The organism is Microbacterium sp. Z6_144, from assembly GCF_057197625.1.
In genome coordinates this window covers 799,615-821,757 of sequence record NZ_JBXVPT010000001.1, presented here as the reverse complement: position 1 = coordinate 821,757, position 22,143 = coordinate 799,615, and the positions used below count along the sequence as shown (strand labels likewise).

Below are 22,143 nucleotides of genomic sequence, written 5' to 3'. Positions count from 1 at the left end.
CTCAGGCGCGCACGCGCACCTGGGCCTTACCCAGGACGGTGGTGTCGGCGTGCGTGACCGTCAGGTCGATGCGCAGGACGTCGTCCTCGACCGCACCGATCTTCGCCACGATGTGCAGGTCGGCGCCGGTTCGGGGGTCGACCACGACGGGCCGGGTGAACCGCACGCCGTACTCCAGGATGCGGCCGGTGTCGCCGAGCCACTCGCCCAGAGCGCCCACGGCGACGCCCATCGTCAGCATCCCATGCGCGAGCACCCCCGCCAGCCCCACCTCGGCGGCGATGTCGTCGCGGTAGTGGATGGGGTTGAAGTCCCCGGATGCGCCGGCGTAGCGCACGAGGGACTCTCGGGTCAGGTGCACCGAGCGCTCGGCGACGACATCTCCCACGGCGGTCATGACGCCTGCCCGACCACGAGCACCGATGTCGCAGTCACGACGTGCTCGCCCGCCGCATCCCGGATCTCGGCCTCGCTGGTGACCATGGCGTTGCCCCCGAGCGCCCGGATGCCGCTGACGGTGAGGGATGCGGTCAGCTCGTCGCCGGCGACGATCGGCCGGGTGTAGCGGAAGCGCTGTTCGGCGTGGATGGTGCGGGCCAGCTCGATGCCAGAGTCCGGCTCGGCCAGCAGCAGCTGCAGCGTGAGGTCCTGGATCACCATCGCGAAGGTCGGCGGCGCGACCACATCGGCGTAACCCAGTGCGCGGGCCGCCTCCGGGTCGGTGTGCAGCGGCGCATCGGCGAAGACGGCACGCGCGAACTCGCGCACCTTCTCCCGGCCGACGAGGTACGGCGCGGTCGCGGGGAAGGTTCGACCGACGAGCTCGGGATTGACGGGCACCGTGCCATCCTACCGAGGCGGCGCCTCCCCGCCCGCTGTCAGCGCTTGGCCGCGCGGATCGCCCGCAGCGCCATCTGCACGGCGATGAAGACGAGGAACGCGGCGAACAGCACGTTGCCGACGAAGGGGTCGACGACGGTGGCCAGCCACGCGCCCAGCGCGGTCGTCGTGCACGCGGCGAGGCCCACGACGGCCGCAGCACGGAGGTCGACGTTGCCGCGGCGGAGATTGCCGATGGTTCCCGAGATGGCGGTGGGGATCATCATGAGGAGCGAGGTCCCCTTCGCCTCCAGGTCGCTGGTGCCGAACAGCAGCAGCAGGGCGGGGACGACGATGATGCCGCCGCCGACGCCGAGGAGACCGGCGAGGACGCCGGTGATGAGGCCGAGCACGGCCAGGCCCGGGATGGTGAGCCAGTTGAGATCGAGCACCGCCTCACGGGAGGGGATGATGAAGAACAGGCTCACGATCACCACGGCGAGGAACCCGATGAAGCCCCACCGCAGCGCGATCTGCGACACCCGGGGAAGCAACCAGGTACCCACCTGCGCACCCACGACGGCACCGGCGGCGAGGATCAGAGCGGGGATCCACGCGACCGACCCCGACACGGCATAGGAGATGACACCCACCGTGGCGGTCGGAACGATCGCGGCGAGCGAGGTGCCGGCCGCACGGCGCTGGTCAAAGCCGAGGAGGAGGACCAGGAGAGGCACGATGACGGTCCCGCCGCCCACGCCGAACAGGCCCGACATGAGGCCGGCGAGCAGCCCGATGGCCACGCACGGGAGGACGAAGCGCGCGCCGCGCGCCGGGAGAGCCTGGCTCATTCGTTGGAGTCGAGACTGTCGATGACCCAGCGGTCGCCCTCGGGTACGAGCACGTAGCGCAGCGATTCCTCTACCGGCTGAGGCTCGTCGAGCAGCTCGCCGGTCTCGTCGTACAGCTGCTGGTACGTCTCGAGCGTCACGACCTCGATGCGCTCCTCGTCGATCACCTCGACGCCGGTCACCTCCAGCTCGTACTCGTCGGTGAAGTCGCCGAAGTCCTGGGCATCGGCCTCGAACGCGGCGCAATCGGTCAGGCCGAAGCCCTGGCGGTACTCCTCCGTCGTCGAGGCGAAGTAGGCATCGCAGTCGGCGTCGTCCCACGCGTCGTCGTACAGCTCGACGGCGGCAACGGCGCGCGTTTCCTCGGGTCCGCCGCCGCCGCTGCCACCGGCGGTATTCGAGGTGAACAAGCCGACGATGAGCGGGATGAGCAGGGCAGCCAGCACGATGAGGAGCAGGACGACTCCGCCGAGGACCGCCCACAGGATCCACAGCTTGGACTTCTGCTTCGGGGCATCCGGGGCAGGCGAACCGGGCTGCGCGGGGTAGCCCGGAGTCCCGGGCGCACCGGCGACGCCGGGCGCACCGGGGTACTGCGGCGGGTACGTCGGCGCCGGTGCGGATGCATCCGCGGCCTCGGGCCCCGGCGTGGCGCTCTCGGGCCCCGGCGTGGCGCTCTCGGGCGCGTCGGGGGTCACGGGCAGTTCCGCGGCAGGGACCTCGGCCGCGCTCGACGACGGCGAAGCCTCCGCAGCCGGGGGTGCCTCATCGACCACGTGCACGTGCTCGGTCCACGAGGCACCGTCCCACCACCGCAGCGCACCGTGGCCGTCGTCGTACCAGCCCGGGGGTGTCGTGCTCATGACCGTCTCGTTTCGGCTCGGGGAGCGGAATGCTCCGCGCGTTCACACTATCGCCGCGTCGCGCGCGCCGAAGCACCCGCGATACCGGTGGCGAGTATGCCCCTCGGCCCGCAAGAAGATCACGACCCCCGGGAAGCGGAAGCCTCAGCCCACCGGGGGTCGTCTTCCCCGCGACGCCGACCAGACGGTGACCCGAACACCGGTCTACGCGGCCTCCGCGAGGGTGGAACGCACTGAACGTATCTCGGCCTCGCACGAGCGGTTTGCGGCTTGACGTCGGGATCCGCGCTCTGGTAAGCGCCCGCGCGCCGCCGGATCGGAGGACACTGGAGGATGCCCGTTCGGCGGGCCAGGAGGAACCATGACCACGTCACGCGCCACGGCGCCCACCCTTCCGGACGTGCGCGCCGACTTCCCGTTCGTGCAGCGCCGCTCGGGACAGATCTACCTCGACTCCGCCGCGACCTCGCAGCAGCCGGTGTCGGCCCTCGACGCACAGCGGCACTTCGCCGAGACCGCCTACGCGGCGGTGCACCGCGGTTCCAGCGCAGCGACGGGCGCTGCGACCACCGCGTTCGAGTCCGCCCGCTCGCGCGTCGCGCGCTTCGTCGGCGCCGGGGAGGACGAGATCGTCTGGACCGAGAACGCCACGGATGCCATCAACCTCGCCACCTGGTCGCTGACGGATGCGGCGCTCCACGGCGGCGACGGCCCCGCGGTGCTGCATCCCGGCGACGAGATCGTGATCCCCCTCGCCGAGCACCACGCCAACCTCGTGCCGTGGCAGCGCCTGGCCGCTCGCACGGGCGCGGTGCTGCGCGCCGTACCCGTGGACGACGAGGGCCTCTGGAACATCGACGGGATGGCCGCTGTCGTGTCCGAGCGCACGCGCCTCATCGCGTTCGCGCACGTGTCGAACGTCACCGGCTTCATCGCCCCCGTCGAGGACGTCGTGGCGCTGGCCCGCAGCCGGGGCGCACTGACGTTCCTCGACGCGTGCCAGTCCGCGCCGCACCGGCCGCTGGACCTGCGCGCACTGGGGGTCGACCTGGCGGCGTTCTCGGCGCACAAGATGCTCGGGCCGACCGGCATCGGTGCGCTGTACGGGCGCGCCGATCTTCTCGCCGCGCTGCCGCCCGGGCGCACGGGCGGCTCGGCCATCACGACGGTCACCTTCGACAGCGCCGAGTTCCTGCCCCCTCCGCACCGCTTCGAGCCGGGCACGCAGCCGGTGGTGCAGGCCGTCGGGTTCGCCGCGGCCGTGGACTACCTCACGGATCTCGGCATGGAGGCCGTTGCGGCGCGCGAGCACGACCTCGCGCAGTCGCTCGTCGACACCGTCGCCCGCATCCCCGCCGTCCGCATCGTCGGGCCGGCGGCGGGCGAGGAGCGAGCGGCACTCGTCAGCTTCGTGGTGGACGGCGTGCACCCGCACGATGTCGGCCAGTTCCTCGATGATCGCGGCATCACCGTACGCACCGGCCATCACTGCGCCCAACCGCTGCACCGCCGGCTCGGCACGCCCGCGACGACCCGCGCCAGCGCGTACGTGTACACGACCGACGACGAGATCGCGGCGCTCGGCGAGGCCCTCGGGGATGTCCGCGCGTTCTTCGGAGCCGACCGATGAGCGACCTCGGCGACCTCTACCGCGAGGTCATCCTCGACCACAGCCGGCGCCCGATCGGGCGCGGCGACGTGTCGGGGTTCGCGCACACCCACCACGAGCTGAACCCCACGTGCGGCGATGAGATCACGCTGGGGATCACGGTGACCCCCGACGGGCGGATCGACGCGCTCGCCTGGGAGGGGCACGGGTGCAGCATCTCGACGGCGTCGTCGTCGATCATGTCCGACCTCGCCACCGGCGCGACCCGCGAGGAGGCCGGCGCGCTGATCCAGGACTTCCGTGCGCTCATGCGCGGGGGCGGGACCGTGGAGCCCGCCGAGAGCCTCGGGGATGCGGCGGCGTTCGAAGGCGTCGCCCGACTGGTCACCCGGGTCAAGTGCGCGATGCTGCCGTGGGTGGCGCTGGAAGCGTGCCTGCGCACCACCGCGTAGCCCGCCGCACGGGGCCGGGTTGCGGCCGGCCGCGCCGCCGATACACTGGTGCCGTGCAGACCTGTCGTTGTTGTCGCTGAGCGCGTTCGCTCTCTCTCCGACGACCACTGACAGCGCCCGCGCCGACGCGCGGCACACCGAAGGATTGCACCCGTGCGCTACGCCTCGAGCGTGACCGACCTGATCGGCAACACCCCCCTCGTCCGTCTGAACCGTGTCACCGAGGGCATCGCCGCCACGGTCCTGGCGAAGATCGAGTTCGTCAATCCCGGTGGCTCTTCGAAAGACCGCATCGCGGCGAACATCATCGACGCGGCCGAGCGCAGCGGAGCGCTCCGGCCCGGCGGCACCATCGTCGAGCCGACGAGCGGCAACACCGGCGTGGGCCTCGCGCTCTTCGCCCAGCAGCGCGGATATCGCTGCGTCTTCGTCGTGCCCGACAAGGTGGCCGACGACAAGCGCGCGGTGCTCCGCGCGTACGGCGCGGAGGTCGTCGTGGCTCCCACCGCGGTGGCTCCCGATGACCCGCGCTCCTACTACAGCGTGTCGCGGCGCATCGTGGCCGAGACGCCCGGCGCCTTCATGCCGAACCAGTACGACAACCCCAACGGACCGCTCAGTCACTACGAGACGACCGGGCCGGAGATCTGGCGCGACACCGACGGGGCCATCACGCACTTCGTCACGGGCGTCGGCACCGGCGGCACCATCAGCGGCACGGGTCGCTTCCTCCGGGAGGTCTCGGGCGGGGCCGTCCGCATCATCGGGGCCGATCCGGAAGGGTCGGTCTACTCCGGCGGGACGGGGCGGCCCTACTTCGTCGAGGGCGTCGGCGAAGACTTCTGGCCCGGCGCGTACGATCCCGCCGTCGTGGACGCCGTCGAGGCAGTGGACGACGGCGAAGCGTTCGCGATGACCCGTCGTCTCGCCCGCGAGGAGGGCCTCCTCGTGGGCGGGTCGAGCGGAATGGCCGTCGCCGCCGCCCTCCGTGTCGCGCGCGACCTCCCCGCCGACGCGGTCGTCGTGGTGCTCCTTCCCGACTCCGGGCGCGGGTACCTCGCCAAGGTCTTCAACGACTCGTGGATGCTGGCGCACGGGTTCGCCGTCGACCCGGCCGCGCCCGGCCGCACGGTCGCCGATCTGCTCGCCGAACGCGGTGACCGGGTTCTCCCCGTGGTCACCCCGTCCATGACGGCCGCGGATGCTCTGACGGCGCTGCACCGGGGCGGCGTGCCGGCCGCGCCCGTGGCATCCGCAGCCGACCCCGTCCTCGGCGAGGTGTCCGGCGCGGTTCGCGAGAGCACCCTGCGCGCCGCATCCCCCGGCACCCCCGTCGCCGACCTCGCCGGCGACCCGCTCCCGCTCGTGGGTGTCGGGACGCCCGAGAACGAGGCCCGCGCCCTTCTCGAGACCGCCGATGCCGTGCTCGTCACCAGCGCCGGCCGCCCGGTGGCGGTCCTGACTCCCGCCGATCTCTCCCCCGCCCCTGAAGGAGCCTCCTCGTGACCGCCGATTCCGCCGCACATTCCTCCGACGGATCGGCCGCCGACGGGCTTGCCCCCGACGGCCCGGCGTCCGACGCCTCGGCCTTCGCTTCGGCCGGCGAGGGACTGGCGTTCGACAGCCTGGCCGTCCACGCCGGGCAGTCGGCCGACCCCGGCACCGGCGCCGTGATCCCGCCCGTGCATTTCTCGACCACCTACGTCCAGGACGGCATCGGCAACCTCCGCGCGGGGTACGAGTACGGCCGCAGCGGCAACCCCACGCGCACCGCCCTCGAGGAGCAGCTGGCCGCACTCGAGGGGGGCCGGCACGGGCTGTCGTTCGCCTCCGGGCTCGCCGCCGAGGACGCGCTGCTGCGGGCGGCACTGCAGCCCGGCGACGAGGTGCTGCTCGGCAATGACGTGTACGGCGGGACGTATCGGCTCCTGGCCCGCATCCTCGGCCCGTGGGGCATCACGCTGCGCGTGGTCGACATGAGCGACCTCGACGCAGTCTCGCGTGCCCTCGCCGAGCGCCCGCCCCAGATCCTGTGGGTCGAGACGCCGAGCAACCCGCTGCTGCGCGTGACCGACATCGCCGGGCTCGCGCGGCGGGGTCACGACTCCGGCGCTCTCGTCGTCGTCGACAACACCTTCGCCTCCCCGGCGCTGCAGCGTCCGCTCGCCCACGGCGCCGACGTGGTCGTGCACTCGACCACGAAGTACCTGGGGGGCCACTCCGATGTCGTCGGCGGCGCGCTCATCCTCGACGACGACGAGCTGGCGGAGAAGGTGCGGTTCCTGCAGTTCGCCGCCGGCGCCGTCTCGGGACCCATGGACGCCTGGCTGACCTCCCGCGGCATCAAGACCCTGGGGCTCCGGATGCAGCGGCACAGTGAGAACGCGCAGGCACTGGCGGAGTTCCTCGCCGGGCACGACCGGGTCACGCGTGTCTACTACCCCGGGCTCCGCGCGCACCCCGGTCACGAGATCGCCGCGGCCCAGATGTCGGCCTTCGGCGGCATCGTCTCGGTCGCGCTCGCGGACGCCGCATCCGCCCGCCGCTTCGCGGAATCCCTGCGCCTGTTCCAGCTCGCGGAGTCGCTGGGCGGTGTGGAGTCGCTCGTGAACTACCCCGACGAGATGACCCACGCATCGGTGCGCGGGACCGAGCTGGCCGTGCCGCCCGAGGTCGTGCGCCTCTCGGTGGGCATCGAGGCACTCGATGATCTCCGCGCCGACGTGGCCCAGGCCCTCGAAACCCTCTAACCCCCGTCGACTCGCCACAATCCGTGCGCTGCGGGCGGCATTTCGCGCGTTTCGTGGCGACTCGACTGGGGGCATTTTGCACTAACGCCGCGCGAGTGCAATACTGCACTTTGTGATGGATAGTGCAACCGGCCTGCGCGGGCGGCAGCGGGCGGAGACGACGCGCCAGCTCATGACGGCGGCGCGGCGGGTCACCGCGGCGAGTGGCCTGGCGGGCTTCACCATCGAGCAGCTGTGCACCGAGGTGGGGATCTCCCGCCGCACGTTCTTCAACTACTTCGCCTCGAAGGAAGACGCCGTCCTGGGCATTCCCCTCGAACGCGAAGACGTCGAGGCGGTCAGGCGCTTCCTGGATGCGGGGGCCCAGCGCCCCGCGGGCACAGCGATCTCCCCCACCCTGCTCTCCGACCTCGTCGACCTCGCCGACGCGCGCTGGCACACCATGGACACCGCCCCGGAGACCATCGCCGACCTCGGCGCGGCCGTCGAACGCGAGCCGAGACTCCTCGCCCGACTCGTGGCACTCGTCCACGAGCGCGAGCAGGACGATGCCCGGCTGATCGCCCTCCGCGAAGGACTCGCCGACGGGGATCTCCGGGCGGTGGCCGCCGCGCAGATCTTCGCCGCGCTGTCGCGTGCGACCGCCGACGAACTGCTCCAACCGACCAACACAGACACCTTCGCCCAGATCTTCTCGCGGCGCCTCACCGCCGCCAACGAACTGTTCACCGATCAGCACGCCCCGACAGGACGCCCATGACCACCTCTCCCACCGCCACCACGCCGCCGGGCGCGGCACCGCTCCTGCTGACCCAGCGACGCATCTGGATCATCTTCTCGGCGCTCATCGCCGGGATGCTGCTGGCCAGCCTCGACCAGACGATCGTCTCGACCGCGATGCCGACGATCGTGGGAGAGCTCGGCGGGGTGTCGCATCAGGTGTGGATCACGACGGCCTACATCCTCGCGACCACGATCGTCATGCCCGTCTACGGCAAGTTCGGCGACATCCTCGGTCGCCGGCGCCTGTTCATGATCGCGATCGCGATCTTCACGCTCGCCTCGGTGGCCTGTGCCTTCGCGACCGACTTCTGGATGTTCGTCACCTTCCGCGCCATCCAGGGACTCGGCGGCGGCGGCCTCATCATCCTCTCGCAGGCGATCATCGCCGACATCGTGCCCGCCTCCGAGCGCGGCAAGTACCTCGGACCGCTCGGCGGCATCTTCGGTCTCTCCGCGGTCGCGGGCCCCCTCCTGGGCGGTTTCTTCGTCGACCACATGACCTGGCAGTGGGCGTTCTACATCAACATCCCCGTCGGCATCATCGCGTTCCTGATCGCCGTGTTCGCCCTGCGCCTGCCGGACAAGAAGGCGGACAAGCCGATCGACTGGCTGGGCGTGCTGTTCCTCTCCGCCGCCACGACGTGCCTGATCTTCTTCACCGACTTCGGCGGCGACTCCGACTTCGGCTGGGAGTCGATGGCCACGTGGGCCTGGTGTCTCGGACTCGTCGTGTCCGCTGCGCTGTTCATCTTCACGGAGTCGCGCGCGGCGGATCCGATCATGCCGCTATCGATGTTCCGCAACCCCGTGTTCGTGAACGCGACCGCGATCGGCCTGGCGCTGGGTATCAGCATGTTCGCCGCCATCGGGTTCATCCCGACGTTCCTGCAGATGTCCTCGCGCACGTCCGCTGCCGAGTCCGGCCTCCTGATGCTGCCGATGATGGTGGGGCTCCTGGGCACCTCGATCGTCTCGGGGCTCCTCATCACGCGCACGGGACGGTACAAGCTCTTCCCCATCCTCGGCACGATCGTGACCGGCGCCGCCATGGCCGCGATGACGACCCTCGCCGCATCCACCCCGATCTGGCTCATCTGCGTGTATCTGTTCGTGTTCGGGGCGGGTCTCGGCCTCATCATGCAGGTGGTCGTGCTGGTCGTGCAGAACGCGGTTCCCGCCGCCGACATCGGCACCGCCACCAGCACGAACAACTACTTCCGCGAGGTGGGCGCGGCCCTCGGCACGGCCGTCTTCGGGACGCTGTTCACCACCCGCCTCACCGAGAACCTCACGGCGGTCTTCACCGACGCCGGGGCATCCGCCGCCCAAGCCGGCCAGGCGACCGCCACCATCGATCCGGCCACCTTGAACGCTCTGCCCGAGCCCGTCCGCGAGGGCGTGGTCACCGCCTACGCCGACGCGCTGGCGCCGGTGTTCTGGTACCTCATCCCGTTCATCGCCATCGCGCTCATCCTCGCGCTCTTCCTCAGGCAGATCCCGCTCTCGGATGTCGCCGGGCTCGTCGCACGCGGCGAAGCCATCGGCGGCGCGGAGGCCGAGCGGCTCGAGGCCGAGCAGCGCGCCACCGCCAAGGTCGTTTCCTCCCGCCGCAACGCGCGGAATTCCGGAGACACGCCGTAGCCCGACGCCCGAACGGGCGCTGAGCGCCGGCGGCTCCCCGGCCGCCACACGTTCACAACTCAGGAGACACGCCGGAGCCCGACGCCGGAAGGGCCGCCGAGCGCCGGAATCTCCTGAATTCTGAACGGGCTCGGAGGCTCAGGCGACCGGTCCGGCCACCGCCGGCCGCCGCCGGACCGCTGCCGCATGGCTAGTGCACCGGCATGCCGCCCGTCACTGCGATGGTCTCGCCGATGATGTAGCTGGCCTCCTGCGAAGCGAGGAAGACGAACGCGGGGGCGAGCTCGACGGGCTGAGCGGCCCGGCCGATCGGCGTCTCCGAGCCGAACTCCTCGATCTTCTCGTTGGGCACGAACGCCGGCTGCAGCGGCGTCCACACCGGCCCCGGCGCAACGCCGTTGACGCGGATGCCGCGCTCGATGAGCTGCTGCGAGAGGGCCCGGGTCCAGTTCGCGATGCCCGCCTTCGACACCGCGTACTCCGCGAGCGAGGGCGACGGCTGGAAGCCCTGGATGCTCGAGGTGGTGATGATCGCCGCGCCGGGCTTCAGGTGCGGCGACGCGGCCTTCGTGAGCCAGAACAGCGGATAGATGTTGGCCTTCACGACGTGGTCGAGTGTCTTCGTCTCGAAATCGTCGATGCTGTCCACCGTGGGCATCGTGCCGGCGTTGATGACGAGGATGTCCAGGCCCCCGAGTCCGTCGACGGCCTTCTCGACGACGTCCACGTTGGTCTGCTCCACCTGGAGGTCACCGGGCAGCAGCACGGCGGTGCGCCCCTCCTTCTCGATGAGCGCGGCCACCTCCTCGGCCTGGGACTGCTCCTCGGGCAGGTAGCTGAGGGCGACGTCGGCGCCCTCGCGGGCGTAGGCGATCGCGATGGCTCGCCCGATGCCGGAGTCCGCGCCGGTGATCAGGGCCTTCCGCCCGGGCAGCCGGCCGAGCCCGATGTAGGTGCTCTCGCCGTGGTCGGGAGCCGGGTCCATCTTGTGGATGTCGCCCGGGCCCGACTGCTGCTGCGGGGGGAACGGGGGGCGGGGGTACTGCGTCGTGGGGTCCTGGGCGGTGTACATGTCAGCCATGCCCGCCACGCTAGGAGCGGGAGGCGGCCCCGCCGCGGGGGTTGCGGCGGGGCACCTCGGCGGCTAGGCCTTGCGGGTCGAGGGCGTGCGGTTCTCGGCGCTGACCATCCACGACAGCTGCTCGAGGCGCTCCAGGACGGCGTGGAGGATGTCGGCGCTGGTGGGGTCTTCCTCATCCACGTCGTCGTGCACCTCGCGGCACGTCGTCGTGACCGCATCCAGACGCTCGGTGATGAGGTCGATCACTTCGGCCGTGTCGATCTCGCCCTGCGGGAACTCCGGCAGGGTCGTCGTCTCGGCGACGGTGTCGCTGCGACCGTCGGGCAGGGCGTGCAGCGAACGCATGCGCTCGGCGACGGTGTCGCTGAACTCGCGCGCGGACTCGATGACCTCGTCCAGCTGCAGATGGGTGTCGCGGAAGTTCCGGCCGACGACGTTCCAGTGCGCCTGCTTGCCCTGGATCGACAGCTCGATGAGGTCGACGAGCACCTTCTGCAGGTTCTCGCTCAGATCGGCGGACGCGGTGAAGCCGTGCTCGGCGTTCTCCTCCTTGGTCAAGCCGGCGCCGGAGCCGCCGCGCGCCGGGCGGCGGCGGTTGCGGGTGGGGGCGTCCTTGGCGGGTGCGGCGGCCTTTTCGGTCGTGGTGGCCATGGTGTTCTCCTTGCAGTCGGGAACGAGACGTATGCGACGCTACGCGGGGAGCGAGCCAGGTGGCCGGGGCTTGTCGGTGCCGTTCCCCGTTGCTATGCGGCCCTACTGCCCGCGCGTGGCGCGCGCAACCCCGGCGCCCGGGAGCCCGCGCGTTCCCTACCGTGGCTGCATGCCCTCCTCTCCGTCCCGGCACGCCGACCTGCGCGAGTATGCGCCGATCGGCGACGGCCGTACGGTCGCGCTGGTGGGGCGACGGGGGCAGATCGACTGGCTGCCGCTCCCCCACCTCGATTCGGTGCCGGTGTTCGCCGGGCTCCTGGATGATCACACCGGCGGACGCATCGAGCTGGCCCCGGATGCGGAGTACTCGGTCCAGCGCCGCTACATCCCGAGCACCAACGTGCTGGAGACGACATTCATCACCGCGTCCGGGCGTGCCCGCGTGACGGATGCGATGGTCACCGGCGTCGCCGGGCGCCTGCCGTGGGCGGAGCTCGCCCGGCGGATCGAGGGCGTCGAGGGCCGCGTGCGCTTCCAGTGGCGCATCCAGCCCGGGACGCGTCTGCAGACGGCGGCTCCGTGGATCGAGGAGCGGGAGGGGGTCGCGATCCTGCGGGCCGGCGACATCTCCCTGGCCGTGGTGGGTGAGGGGTTCGGCACCCCGCACGCCGAACGCGACGGCGACGCCGGTCCCGCCATGCACGGCTCCTTCACGACGGCCCCCGACTCGTCGGCCGTTCTGATCCTCGTGGCCACCGACGGCGAGCCGCTGCATCTGCCCGACCCGGGCAACGTGCAGCGAGGGATCGACCGCACCATCGACGCCTGGCGCGCATGGTCTCGAGAGTTCTCCTACGAGGGACCGTGGCAGGCGGCCGTGCAGCGCAGCGCCCTGGCGCTCAAGCTCCTCGTCTACGCCCCCACCGGCGCCATCGCCGCCGCTGCCACCACCTCCCTGCCCGAGAGCGCCGGCGGCGGCAAGAACTGGGACTACCGCTTCGCGTGGGTGCGCGACCTGGCGTACACCACCCACGCTCTGGTGAGGTTCGGGCTTCGCGAGGAGACGCATGCCGCCATCTCGTGGCTGCTGCAGACCATCCGGCGCAACGGCCCCGAGCTGCACGTGTTCTATTCGCTGCGCGGCGAGGTCACCGACGGTACCGTGGAGTACGACGTCGACGGCTGGCAGGGCATCGGCCCGGTGGTCACCGGCAACCCGGCCCGCGCGCAGCTTCAGCTCGGCGTCTACGGCGACCTCTTCGCCATCTGTCGCACGTACGTCGACGGGGGAAACATCCTCGACGTCGCGACGGGTCGGTCGCTCGCGGCCATGGCCGATCGCACGTGCGATCTGTGGCGTCAGCCGGATTCGGGGATGTGGGAGCTTCCCACCGTCCGCCATTACACGTCGTCGAAGATGGGATGCTGGCAGGCGCTCAACGACGCGGTCTTCCTTGCCGAGCGCGACGCCATACCGGGAAGCCCCGACCGCTGGCGCTCCGAACGCGACCGGATCGCGCAGTGGATCGGGCGATACGGCTGGTCGGAGGCGGCGGGAAGCTACGTCATGTACCCCGGGACGACCGACCTCGACACCTCCGTGCTGCTGCATGCCGAGAGCGGCTTCGACCGCGGCGAGCGCATGGCCGCCACCATCGACGCCATCACACGCGACCTGAGCGCCGGGGCACTGCTGTACCGCTACACCGGGATGGATCAGGAGGAGCACACGTTCGTCGCCTCGGCGTTCTGGCGGGTGTCGGCCCTGGCGTGCATCGGCCGGCACGAGGAGGCCGTCGCGGCGATGGACGACCTGGTCGCGCGCGCGAACGACGTCGGCATCTTCGCCGAGATGATCTCCGAGCACGACGGCGGCTTCTGGGGCAACGTGCCGCAGGCGCTCAGTCACCTCGCCGTGGTGAGCGCCGCCCTGACCATCCGCGATCTCGTCCCCCCGGAGGTGCTCGATGAACGCTGAACCCCGTCTGTTCCGTCAGCTGCAGTCCGTGGTCCCCGAGAGCATCTTCTGGGACGAACGCACCGAAGAATTGGCATGGGTGGACATCGAGGCGGGGACGTTCCACCGCGCGCGCCTGGACGGCCCGGTCGACGGGTCGGAGGATCGCGTCAGCGCCCTTCCCGCTCCGGTCAGCGCCGTCCAGCCTGCGGCCGGCGGCGGCTACGTGGCCGCGCTGAAGGACCGCATCGTCGAGCTCTACCCCGACGGAACGCTCGGGCGGACGATCGCGCACGTGCGGCACGCCCATCGCGAGTCGCGTTTCAACGAGGGCAAGGTCGACCCGTTCGGGCGTTTCGTCGTCGGTTCCATGGATGGCGCGGGCGAGCCGAACGGCGCCGTCTACATCTTCACCGCCGACGGTGAGGCATGGATGCTGCACGACGGCTTCACCATCCCGAACGGGATGGAATGGTCCCACTCCGGCGACGTCATGTACGTCACCGACACCGAGACGCAGACCGTCTACCGTGCCTCCTACGGCCCGGGCAAGGATCCGCTCGGCGACCTCGAGCCGTATCTGCGCGGACGCGACTCCGACGGCATCGCGATGGACACGACAGGGTCGTTCTGGAACGGCATCTACGGCGACGGCGAAGTCGTGCAGTGGAGTCCGGACGGACAGCCGGTGGGGAGCGTCGCCGTCCCCGCCCCCCGGGTCACCTCCGTGGCCTTCGGCGATCCCGAGCACCGCACGCTGTTCATCGGCACTGCGCGGGAGAACATGACCGACGATCAGCTCGCGGCTGCACCGCTCAGCGGTTCGCTGTTCGCCGTCGAGGGTCTCGCGCAGGGTCGTCCGGTGCATGTCTTCGGCAGCGGCGGTTCGAGCCGCTAGGGAAACGGCCGTCGTCAGGTCACGAGGCGCTTACGGAGGAAGATCTGGTCCTCGCCGGATTCGCCGCCGGCACGCTCGGTCTCCTGATAGCCCTCTCGCGTGTACAGCCGGAGGTTCGCTTCGCTCAGGCGGCCGGTGAACAGCTCGGATTCCGTCGCGCCGGCCTTCCTGCCGCGGTCTTCGACGGCGTGGAGGATCAACGAGCCCAACCCGGCACCCTGGATGTCGGGCGCCACGGCGATGCGGCCGATGAGCAGCAGGTCGCCGTCGAGCCGCGCCCGGGCGGCGGCGACCATGCGCTCGCCCTGCAGGGCGACGCATCCGAGGTTGTCCTGCAACTCGGCCTCGACCTCTTCCAGCGTCTGAGTCAGCGGAGGCATGTCGGCGCTGCCGTAGATGAGGGCCTCCGACACGAACGCCGCCCGCTGGAGCGTCAACACCTCCCCCGCGTCGCGCGCCTCGATGGGGCGCACCCGCGCCTCGGGCTCAGCGGTGTCCTGTCCGCTCATGGTGTCCTCCGTCCGTGTCGATCCGCGCGCGAGTAAACACACCACGGCGCCCCGGTGCCGAAGCGTCGACAACCGGGGCGCCGTTGGTCAGGGAATGTCAGCGCGGGACGTCTTCGCGCCACTGGCCGGTCTCGGCGCCGCGGCTCTCGATGAACTCCTTGAAGTTCTTGAGATCCTTCTTGACGGCGTGCTGGCCGACGCCCACGAGCGAGCCGACCTTCTCCAGGAGCCCCTCGGGCTCCCAGTCGATCTGCACGGTCACGCGCGTGGAGGTGTCGGTGAGCTTGTGGAAGGTCACGACTCCGGCGTGCTCGGTCTCCCCGCCGACACTGCGCCACGCGACGCGCTCGTCGGGGTGCTGCTCGGTGACTTCGGCGTCGAACTCGCGCTCGGCGGGGCCGACCTTCACCTTCCAGTGCAGGTGGGTGGCGTCGCGCTGCTCGATCGACACGACCTCGTCCAGGAACGACGGAAACGTCTCGAACTGCGTCCACTGGTTGTAGGCCGTGCTCACGGGCACGTCGACGTCGATCGTTTCGATGATCTGAACCATGTCACTCCTCGTGTTGGTCAACTGCCTCCAGCCCACCGCAGTTCCGTGGCCGAAGGGGAGGGATTGACAAACGGCCCCGCGCGTCCGTTTCATCCCGGTGCCGGGGCGGGCGCGAGGCGAGGTCAGCGGCCGGCGGCGTAACCGGCAGCGCCGCGAGGGTTCGCCGCGGCCGACAGGACGCCGGTGCCGGGCTCGCGCGACACCGCGGAAAGACGCCCGAGCGACCAGCCGTCGACAACGGTCACGTCGTGGCCCCGGGAGCGCAGGTCGTCCGTCACCGCGGGGCCCAGGCGATCCTCCGCGACGACGCCCCGCGGCTCCCACGCGCGCGGCCAGAACGAGCTGGGGAGGTGCGTCGTGTGGAAGGCCGGGGCATCGATCGCCGCCTGGGCCGAGTACCCGCCCAGGATGCGGCGGAGCAGGTACGGCAGCTGCCACTGGTCCTGCTGGTCACCGCCCGGTGTGCCGAGCGCTTCGATCACCGCCCCGCCGCGGACCAGCAGCGTCGGGGAGAGGGTCGTGCGCGGGCGCGCGCCGGGCCGGAGAGCGGCCGGGGCGCTCTCGTCCAGCCACGTCATCTGCAGACGCGTGCCCGCCGCGAGCCCGAGCCCCGGCACAGCCGGCGACGACTGCAGCCAGCCGCCGGACGGGGTGATGCTGGCGATGTTGCCGGCAGCGTCCACGACATCCAGGTGACACGTGTCGCCACGGGTCTCCCCCGACGCGCGCACGGTCGGCTCGCCCACGCTGCCGCCCTGCGCGGACGGCTGGGTGAACAGGGGAGGGACGAACGGCGCCCGTCCCGCAATGGTGCCCGGACGCCACTCGGGGCTGGCCGCGTCCGTGATCTGAGCGGCGCGTGAGCGGGCGTAATCGTCGCTGAGCACGACCTCCAGCACATCGCGGGCATCTTCGCCGTAGTAGGCCTCTCGGTCGGCGAACGCGAGCTTGAGCGCCTCGATCACGAGGTGGGCACCCTGCGCGGTGGAGGGGTCGAGGGCGTCGTCGGGGAAGACGGAGAGGATGGCGAGCGCCTGCAGCAGCACGGGTCCCGAACCCCAGGCCGGCGCCTTGACGACCTCCACTCCGCGGAAGCGGTACGTGACGGGTTCCTCCCAGGCCGCGTCATACCCGCGCAGGTCGTCCGCGCTGAGGACACCGGCGTACGATCCACCGTCGGAGTGCCGGTGCGGTTCGCGCAGGAACGCGGTGAGCTCCTCCGCGACGAATCCCTCGCGCCATTCGCGGAGCACCCCGTCGCTGCGCTCGGCCCGCGACGATCCCCCAGCGGATGCGGCGGACAGCCGACGCAGCGCGTCGGCCCAGCGCGGGTTGCGGAACGTCTCCCCTGCCGCGGGAACCCGGCCGTCCGGCATCCACAGCGCCGCGGACGTGGGCCAGTGCTCACGGAACAGGTCGGCGACCGCGCCGACCGTCCGCGCCCAGCTCGGTACCACCGGCACACCGTGGTCGGCGTACTCGATCGCATACGCCACGACATCGGCGAATTCCCATGTGCCGTACTCGCGCAAGAGGAGGAGCAGAGCCGGAAAGGCACCCGGGATGGCCGCGGCCAGGCCGCCGGCGCCGGGTACGGTGTCCAGTCCCAGCCCGCGATAGTGCGCGATGGTCGCGGCGGCGGGAGCGGGCCCCTGGCCCGACAGCACACGCGGAGCGGTGCCCTCCGCGGCGACCAGCCCGACGAGGTCGCCCGCCGGGCCGTTCAGGTGCGGCTCGGCGACATGAAGGACGAAGCAACCAGCCACTGCCGCATCGAACGCGTTGCCGCCGCGCTCGAGCACGCTCTGAGCCGTCCCGGTGGCCAGCCAATGCGTCGAGGCGGTCATCCCGTACGTGCCGGTGAGGGTGGGCCGGGTGGTGAAGGACGCCGGGCGGGTCCAGGGGGAAGACGACATCGTCCCATTCTGGCCGGTGACGGCCGGGCGACCTAGGTGACGGTGACGAGGGTGCGCTGCCAGCCGGACGACCCGTTCGGCGCGATCGGGGCGGACTCCTCGATCTGCAGCTGGCCGTTCTTGTCGGTGGCGCGCACGCTGAGGTAATGGGTGCCGGGCGTGGCGTCCCACTCCATGACCCACTGCACCCACGTGTCGTCGTTGAGCGGGACCGACAGCGTCGTCTCCTGCCACGCGCCGTCGTCGATACTGACCTCGACCCGCTGGATGCCGACGGTCTGCGCCCAGGCGACCCCGGCGATCGGCACGCGTCCCGCCGGTAACGCCGCGCCGATCTTGGGCGTGTCCACGCGGGAGGAGAATTTGATCGGCGCTTCGGCGCTGTAGCCGCGGGGCGTCCAGTACGCCTCATCCTGGGCGAATGTCGTCACGGTCAGCCCGGTCAGCCACTTCGTGGCGGATACGTATCCGTACAGTCCGGGCACGACCATCCGCACCGGGAATCCATGTTCCAGCGGCAGCGGCTCCCCGTTCATCCCGACGGCCAGGATGGCGTCGATGCCGGGATCGGTCACCGCGGCGAGCGGGGTGCTGGCGGTGTACCCGTCGACGCTGCGGGAGAGCAGCATGTCGGCGTCGGACGAGGGCCCCGCCATCTGCAGGATGTCACGAAGAGGAACACCGAGCCACGTGGCGTTGCCCACGAGTTCTCCGCCCACCTCGTTGGAGACGCACGTGAGGGTGATGGCGTATTCGTCGAGCCCCATGTCGAGAAGGTCGGCGAAGGTCAGCTCGACCCGCCGCGACACCATCCCGTCCACGACCAGGCGCCACTGATCGGGGTCGATGGCGGGGACGGTCAGGGCGGTGTCGACCCGGTAGAACTCGTCGTTGGGGGTGAACAGGGGGGTGAGCCCGGGGATGTCGAGTTCCGCGCCGGCCGGCACGGCGACCCGCGAGCGCGGCGAAGGCAGCCGCACGGCGTCGCGAAGGGCCGCCACGGAACTGGAGACCGCGTTGATGGCGCGGGCGCCGATCCCCACCACGACGGCGGATGCGGCGACCAGCGCCGTGATCGTGAAGAACGACCGGCGGTCGACCCGCACGGCGGAGTCCTCCGCCGTGTCGTCGCGCGGTTCGTCGTTGGCCGCTGCGGCAGGGCGTGCGGCGGCCACCGTCGCCCACCGGCGGAGTCGCGCGGTCAGGAGGACCAGGACGGCGATACCGGCGATCCCGCCGACGATCGGCGGGATCCACGAGAGGAGGGTGGCACCGGATCGGGTGACGATGGCCGCGGTGGCCACGGCGGCACCGGCGCCGAGGACGATCGCGCCGACGGGCGGGCGGAGCAGCTGGAGGATGCCCGCCAGTGCGGCCGCGACGGTCGCGGCCACCCCGAGCCCGGCCAGGAGGACGATCTTGTCCGCCGCACCGAAGGTCTCGATGGCGAACTCTTTCAGCGGGCGCGGGACCACGTCCACGACGAAGGAGCCGACCGCCAGCAGCGGGCTCGCGTCGCGTGCGGCCAGCAGGGCCACGAGTTCGCTGACGGCCAGCACCACGGCGGCACTGATGGCACCGACCACCCCTGCCCACATCCACATCCACAGCCGCGGAACGCTTCGCCGGTTCATCCCGGTCCCTCTTCCTGGGGTCGGAGGAGCGGGCGCCGTTTCCGGCGCCCGCTCCTCGTTCTGCCGTTATCCGGTCGGCTCAGGCGGCCGGGGGCATCAGCACCGTGTCGATGAGGTACACGGTCGCGTTGGCGGTCTGCACGCCACCGCAGATGACGCTCGCGTCGTTGACCATCAGCATGTCACCGCTGCCGGTGACCTCGACCTCGGCGCCCTGCACGGTCGTGTGCATCCCGGCGATGTCGTCGGGTGCGACCTGACCCGGCACCACGTGGTACGTCAGGATCGAGGTGAGCATGTCGCTGTCGGTCTTCAGGGTCTCGATGGTCGCAGCGTCGATCTTCCCGAAGGCGTCATCGACCGGCGCGAACACCGTGAACTCGCTCCCGTTCAACGTGTCGACGAGGTTCACATCGGGGTTCAGCTCTCCGCTGACCGCCGAAGCGAGCATGGTGAGGAGCGGGTTGTTCGACGCGGCGACGGCCACGGGATCCTGTGCCATGCCTGACACGGAGCCGTCGCCGTCGGGAACCATTTCGGCGTAGTCCGCGCATCCGGCGCCGACGAGGTCGGCCATGGGGTCCATCGTCTCCTCGGTGGCGGGCGCGCTGGATTCGGTCATGGGCTCTTCGCTCTCCTCCGTGGAGCTCGACCCCGAGCCCATGGAACACGCGGTGAGAGCGAAGGACGCGGCCAGAACCAGGGCGAAACCGCCGGTGAGGCGCTTGGTGTGAGTGAGCATGAGATCCTCCGAGATCAGGAGCCCCGCAAGACTCCGTGTGCTGTGCCGCCTCGAGGGGCGAACCCGCTCCGGTGAGCGCGTACCTGATCTTCGGAGCGGGTCCGGGATCGGATTCCCCGATCGCTCATCCCGAGGACAGGCAGCGATGGGAGCAGACGCATGGCGCGGTACATCACCTTCGGCGTGACGCGCCGTCCGGGCGACCTGTCGGGTGGCCAGCGGCAGCGCGTCGCGATCGCCCGCGCGCTGATCCTCGAGCCGCGCCTGCTCCTCGAATCCGCGCCCACGTTGGACGGCGCCGGGGCCGACCGCGACCGCCGCGCACAGTTGCGCGCCGTGGTCGCCACCACGGCCTGACCGCAATAGACCGCAACACGAGCCCTCCCCAGCCGATCCCCCGGTGAAATGGAACCCATGTCCTCTCCTTCGACCCTCGCCCCCGACCTGTGGACCCCGCCCACCGGGGTGCGCGTGCGCGGCGCGCTCGCGGTGATCGCCGGCGCCGGCGAGACCCCCGGCGGCTACGAGCGGTTCGGCCGGCGGCTGTCCGCCGACGGGTATGTCCTGGCCGCGTTCGAGGCGACGGCGGCGGCGGATGCGGCGGACTGGCTCGCGACGCAGCCGGATGCCCCCCGCGTGCTCGTCGGATCGGACCGCGGTGCGGCGGCGGCGCTCGCGCTGGTGGCGGCGAGCGCGATCGCCGACGGCGTCGTCATTGCGGGCCTGCCGGTCGCCGGCGCGGACGATTCCTCGGCCGCGGCCCACGAGCGCACGGCATGCCCTGTGCACCTGGGGGTACTGGGGTCCGCCGACTCCCGCGCCCGCGCCGACACGAGCGCGACGGCCATCCCGGATGCCGCCGATCTCGCGCGCATCCGGGTGCCGGTGCTCGCCGTGCACGGCCAGGCCGACTCGATCGCTCCGGTCGGCGGCGCGCGGGCGGTGCTGCGGGCCCTTCCGCAGGTGGATCTGTTCGAGACCGTCGGAGGGTTGCACGACGCACTCAACGACCAGTCGCACCGCTCGGTCGCAGCCACGATCGTGCTGTGGCTGGAGAGGCTGCGCGCCGGAGACGTCCGCGTCCCGATCGTGCAGAGCGTGCAGCTGTGAGCGAGGGCTTCGCCTCGTCGCAGGTGCACCGCGGCTATACCCCCGGCACTCCGCAGAACGCCGTCGCGCCACCGATCTACCAGACCACCGCCTACGAGTTCGCCTCGCTGCAGGAAGCCGCCGACATCTTCGCGCTGCGGAAGGCCGGCAACCTGTACAGCCGCTCGGCCAATCCGACGCAGCTGATCCTCGAAGAGCGTGTCGCCGCCCTCGAGGGCGGACGCGCTGCCGTGGCCGTGGCATCCGGGCAGGCTGCCGTCGCGATCACCCTCCTGGCACTCGCCAAGGCAGGCCAGCACGTCGTGGCGGCTCGGCAGCTCTACGGCGGCACGGTGGATCTCCTCCAGGAGACCTTCGCCGACTGGGGGATCGACGTCACCTTCGTCGATCAGGACGACCTGGACGCGTGGCGCGCAGCCATCCGGCTCGAGACTCGCGCGCTCTTCGCAGAGTCGGTGACGAACCCCACCGCGCAGGTGCTGGACATCTCCGCCGTCGCCGATGTCGCCCACGACGCGGGCGTGCCGCTCGTCGTCGACAACACCGTCGCCACGCCCTACCTGCAGCGGCCCGGCGAATTCGGCGCCGACATCGTGGTGCACTCGGCGACCAAGTACCTCGGGGGCCACGGCACCTCGATGGGCGGGGTCGTCGTCGACATCGGGTCGTTCGACTTCAGTGCCGAGCCCGAGCGCTGGCCGCAGCTGACCCAGCCGTACCCGCGGGTGTCCGACATCGTGCTGTGGGACCGGTTCGGCCCGCAGGGCTTCGCCTTCGCCGCACTGCTGAAGACGAAGTACGTCCACGACCTCGGTCCCTCGCTCGCACCGTTCAACTCGTTCCAACTGCTGCAAGGCATCGAGACCCTGGATCTGCGCATCGCCAAGCACACCGCATCCGCCCTCGAGGTCGCGCGTTTCCTCGACGCTCGCTCGGACGTCGCCGTCGTGCATCATCCCGGCCTCCCCGGCAACCGGTGGGCGGAGGCGGCACGGCGCTATCTTCCCCGGGGCGTGCCCGCCGTGTTCTCGTTCGACCTCGCCCCCTCGGGAAACGCCGACACCGACCGTGCCCGCGTCCACCGCGTGGTGGACGGGCTGCGCCTGATCAAGCTCGTCGCCAACATCGGTGACGCCCGGAGCCTCGTGGCGCATCCGGCCTCGATGACCCACAGCCACCTGGACGCCGCTCAGCTGGCGGATGCCGGAATATCCCCCACGACCATCCGCCTCTCGATCGGCCTGGAAGATCCCGCCGACCTTCTCGCCGACCTCGCCCAGTCCCTGGACGCGGCGAACGCCATCCCCCATCCGGAGGTGTGACC

Annotated in this window: 22 protein-coding genes; 11 read left to right on the top strand and 11 right to left on the bottom strand. The window is 71.1% G+C overall.

The window, feature by feature from the left end:
• Position 1: 1 nt before the first annotated feature.
• The 4 genes from AC2DGY_RS03990 to AC2DGY_RS03975 are packed head-to-tail and all read right to left on the bottom strand — an operon-like array spanning position 2 to position 2,533.
• Positions 2 to 397, bottom strand: a complete 396-nt coding sequence (locus AC2DGY_RS03990) for a MaoC/PaaZ C-terminal domain-containing protein (protein WP_484508405.1) — start codon at positions 395 to 397, stop codon at positions 2 to 4.
• Positions 394 to 840, bottom strand: coding sequence for an FAS1-like dehydratase domain-containing protein (locus AC2DGY_RS03985; protein ID WP_484508404.1), 447 nt, complete (start codon positions 838 to 840; stop codon positions 394 to 396). The genes AC2DGY_RS03990 and AC2DGY_RS03985 overlap by 4 nt, the downstream gene beginning before the upstream one ends.
• A 38-nt stretch (positions 841 to 878) precedes the next feature.
• Positions 879 to 1,670, bottom strand: a complete 792-nt coding sequence (locus tag AC2DGY_RS03980) for a sulfite exporter TauE/SafE family protein (protein WP_484508403.1) — start codon at positions 1,668 to 1,670, stop codon at positions 879 to 881.
• Entirely contained in the window at positions 1,667 to 2,533 is an 867-nt protein-coding gene (locus AC2DGY_RS03975; protein WP_484508402.1) for a DUF2510 domain-containing protein, read from the bottom strand. Before AC2DGY_RS03975 ends, AC2DGY_RS03980 begins: the two co-directional genes overlap by 4 nt.
• Before the next feature lie 361 nt (positions 2,534 to 2,894).
• Here AC2DGY_RS03975 and AC2DGY_RS03970 point away from each other — a divergent pair, with 361 nt between their 5' ends.
• From AC2DGY_RS03970 to AC2DGY_RS03945, 6 genes are all read left to right on the top strand, one after another.
• Complete coding sequence (locus AC2DGY_RS03970; RefSeq protein ID WP_484508401.1) at positions 2,895 to 4,163, top strand: aminotransferase class V-fold PLP-dependent enzyme; 1,269 nt, start codon at positions 2,895 to 2,897, stop codon at positions 4,161 to 4,163.
• Complete coding sequence (sufU, locus tag AC2DGY_RS03965) at positions 4,160 to 4,594, top strand: Fe-S cluster assembly sulfur transfer protein SufU (protein ID WP_484508400.1); 435 nt, start codon at positions 4,160 to 4,162, stop codon at positions 4,592 to 4,594. Before AC2DGY_RS03970 ends, sufU begins: the two co-directional genes overlap by 4 nt.
• 153 nt (positions 4,595 to 4,747) lie before the next feature.
• Positions 4,748 to 6,100: a cystathionine beta-synthase gene (locus AC2DGY_RS03960; protein ID WP_484508399.1), complete on the top strand. Its 1,353-nt coding sequence runs from the start codon at positions 4,748 to 4,750 to the stop codon at positions 6,098 to 6,100.
• Positions 6,101 to 6,204: 104 nt separating this feature from the next.
• Positions 6,205 to 7,344, top strand: coding sequence for a cystathionine gamma-synthase (locus tag AC2DGY_RS03955; RefSeq protein ID WP_484509973.1), 1,140 nt, complete (start codon positions 6,205 to 6,207; stop codon positions 7,342 to 7,344).
• Positions 7,345 to 7,459: 115 nt separating this feature from the next.
• Positions 7,460 to 8,104, top strand: coding sequence for a TetR/AcrR family transcriptional regulator (locus AC2DGY_RS03950; RefSeq protein ID WP_484508398.1), 645 nt, complete (start codon positions 7,460 to 7,462; stop codon positions 8,102 to 8,104).
• Positions 8,101 to 9,768, top strand: coding sequence for an MDR family MFS transporter (locus tag AC2DGY_RS03945; RefSeq protein ID WP_484508397.1), 1,668 nt, complete (start codon positions 8,101 to 8,103; stop codon positions 9,766 to 9,768). Before AC2DGY_RS03950 ends, AC2DGY_RS03945 begins: the two co-directional genes overlap by 4 nt.
• Before the next feature lie 190 nt (positions 9,769 to 9,958).
• On the opposite strand, the gene AC2DGY_RS03940 is transcribed toward AC2DGY_RS03945, so the two are convergent.
• Together AC2DGY_RS03940 and AC2DGY_RS03935 are read right to left on the bottom strand one after the other, a co-directional pair.
• Positions 9,959 to 10,849, bottom strand: coding sequence for an SDR family oxidoreductase (locus AC2DGY_RS03940; RefSeq protein WP_484508396.1), 891 nt, complete (start codon positions 10,847 to 10,849; stop codon positions 9,959 to 9,961).
• Positions 10,850 to 10,912: 63 nt separating this feature from the next.
• Complete coding sequence (locus AC2DGY_RS03935) at positions 10,913 to 11,500, bottom strand: Dps family protein (protein ID WP_484508395.1); 588 nt, start codon at positions 11,498 to 11,500, stop codon at positions 10,913 to 10,915.
• Positions 11,501 to 11,669: 169 nt separating this feature from the next.
• On the opposite strand from AC2DGY_RS03935, the gene AC2DGY_RS03930 reads away from it, so the two are divergent.
• Together AC2DGY_RS03930 and AC2DGY_RS03925 are read left to right on the top strand one after the other, a co-directional pair.
• Positions 11,670 to 13,478: a glycoside hydrolase family 15 protein gene (locus AC2DGY_RS03930; RefSeq protein ID WP_484508394.1), complete on the top strand. Its 1,809-nt coding sequence runs from the start codon at positions 11,670 to 11,672 to the stop codon at positions 13,476 to 13,478.
• A complete protein-coding gene (locus AC2DGY_RS03925; RefSeq protein WP_484508393.1) occupies positions 13,468 to 14,355 on the top strand; it encodes an SMP-30/gluconolactonase/LRE family protein in 888 nt (295 codons plus the stop codon). Before AC2DGY_RS03930 ends, AC2DGY_RS03925 begins: the two co-directional genes overlap by 11 nt.
• A 14-nt stretch (positions 14,356 to 14,369) precedes the next feature.
• Here AC2DGY_RS03925 and AC2DGY_RS03920 read toward each other — a convergent pair whose 3' ends face one another.
• From AC2DGY_RS03920 to AC2DGY_RS03900, 5 genes are all read right to left on the bottom strand, one after another.
• Entirely contained in the window at positions 14,370 to 14,864 is a 495-nt protein-coding gene (locus tag AC2DGY_RS03920; RefSeq protein ID WP_484508392.1) for a GNAT family N-acetyltransferase, read from the bottom strand.
• A gap of 97 nt (positions 14,865 to 14,961) precedes the next feature.
• Positions 14,962 to 15,417, bottom strand: a complete 456-nt coding sequence (locus AC2DGY_RS03915) for an SRPBCC family protein (RefSeq protein ID WP_484508391.1) — start codon at positions 15,415 to 15,417, stop codon at positions 14,962 to 14,964.
• Between the two features lie 122 nt (positions 15,418 to 15,539).
• Positions 15,540 to 17,333, bottom strand: coding sequence for a gamma-glutamyltransferase family protein (locus AC2DGY_RS03910; RefSeq protein ID WP_484508390.1), 1,794 nt, complete (start codon positions 17,331 to 17,333; stop codon positions 15,540 to 15,542).
• Positions 17,334 to 17,365: 32 nt separating this feature from the next.
• Positions 17,366 to 18,967 carry a molybdopterin-dependent oxidoreductase gene (locus AC2DGY_RS03905; protein ID WP_484508389.1) on the bottom strand — a complete coding sequence of 534 codons (1,602 nt, stop codon included), beginning with the start codon at positions 18,965 to 18,967 and terminating at the stop codon, positions 17,366 to 17,368.
• 79 nt (positions 18,968 to 19,046) lie between these two features.
• Complete coding sequence (locus AC2DGY_RS03900) at positions 19,047 to 19,709, bottom strand: fasciclin domain-containing protein (protein WP_484508388.1); 663 nt, start codon at positions 19,707 to 19,709, stop codon at positions 19,047 to 19,049.
• 159 nt (positions 19,710 to 19,868) lie between these two features.
• Here AC2DGY_RS03900 and AC2DGY_RS03895 point away from each other — a divergent pair, with 159 nt between their 5' ends.
• From AC2DGY_RS03895 to AC2DGY_RS03885, 3 genes are read left to right on the top strand one after another with little or no spacing between them, the layout of a single operon-like run.
• Complete coding sequence (locus tag AC2DGY_RS03895; RefSeq protein ID WP_484508387.1) at positions 19,869 to 20,066, top strand: ATP-binding cassette domain-containing protein; 198 nt, start codon at positions 19,869 to 19,871, stop codon at positions 20,064 to 20,066.
• Positions 20,067 to 20,123: 57 nt separating this feature from the next.
• On the top strand, positions 20,124 to 20,819 hold the full coding sequence (locus AC2DGY_RS03890; RefSeq protein WP_484508386.1) for an alpha/beta hydrolase: 696 nt from the start codon (positions 20,124 to 20,126) through the stop codon (positions 20,817 to 20,819).
• Positions 20,816 to 22,141 (top strand): O-acetylhomoserine aminocarboxypropyltransferase/cysteine synthase family protein, encoded by a 1,326-nt coding sequence (locus tag AC2DGY_RS03885; protein WP_484508385.1) that lies wholly within the window; start codon positions 20,816 to 20,818, stop codon positions 22,139 to 22,141. The genes AC2DGY_RS03890 and AC2DGY_RS03885 overlap by 4 nt, the downstream gene beginning before the upstream one ends.
• Positions 22,142 to 22,143 lie beyond the last annotated feature (2 nt).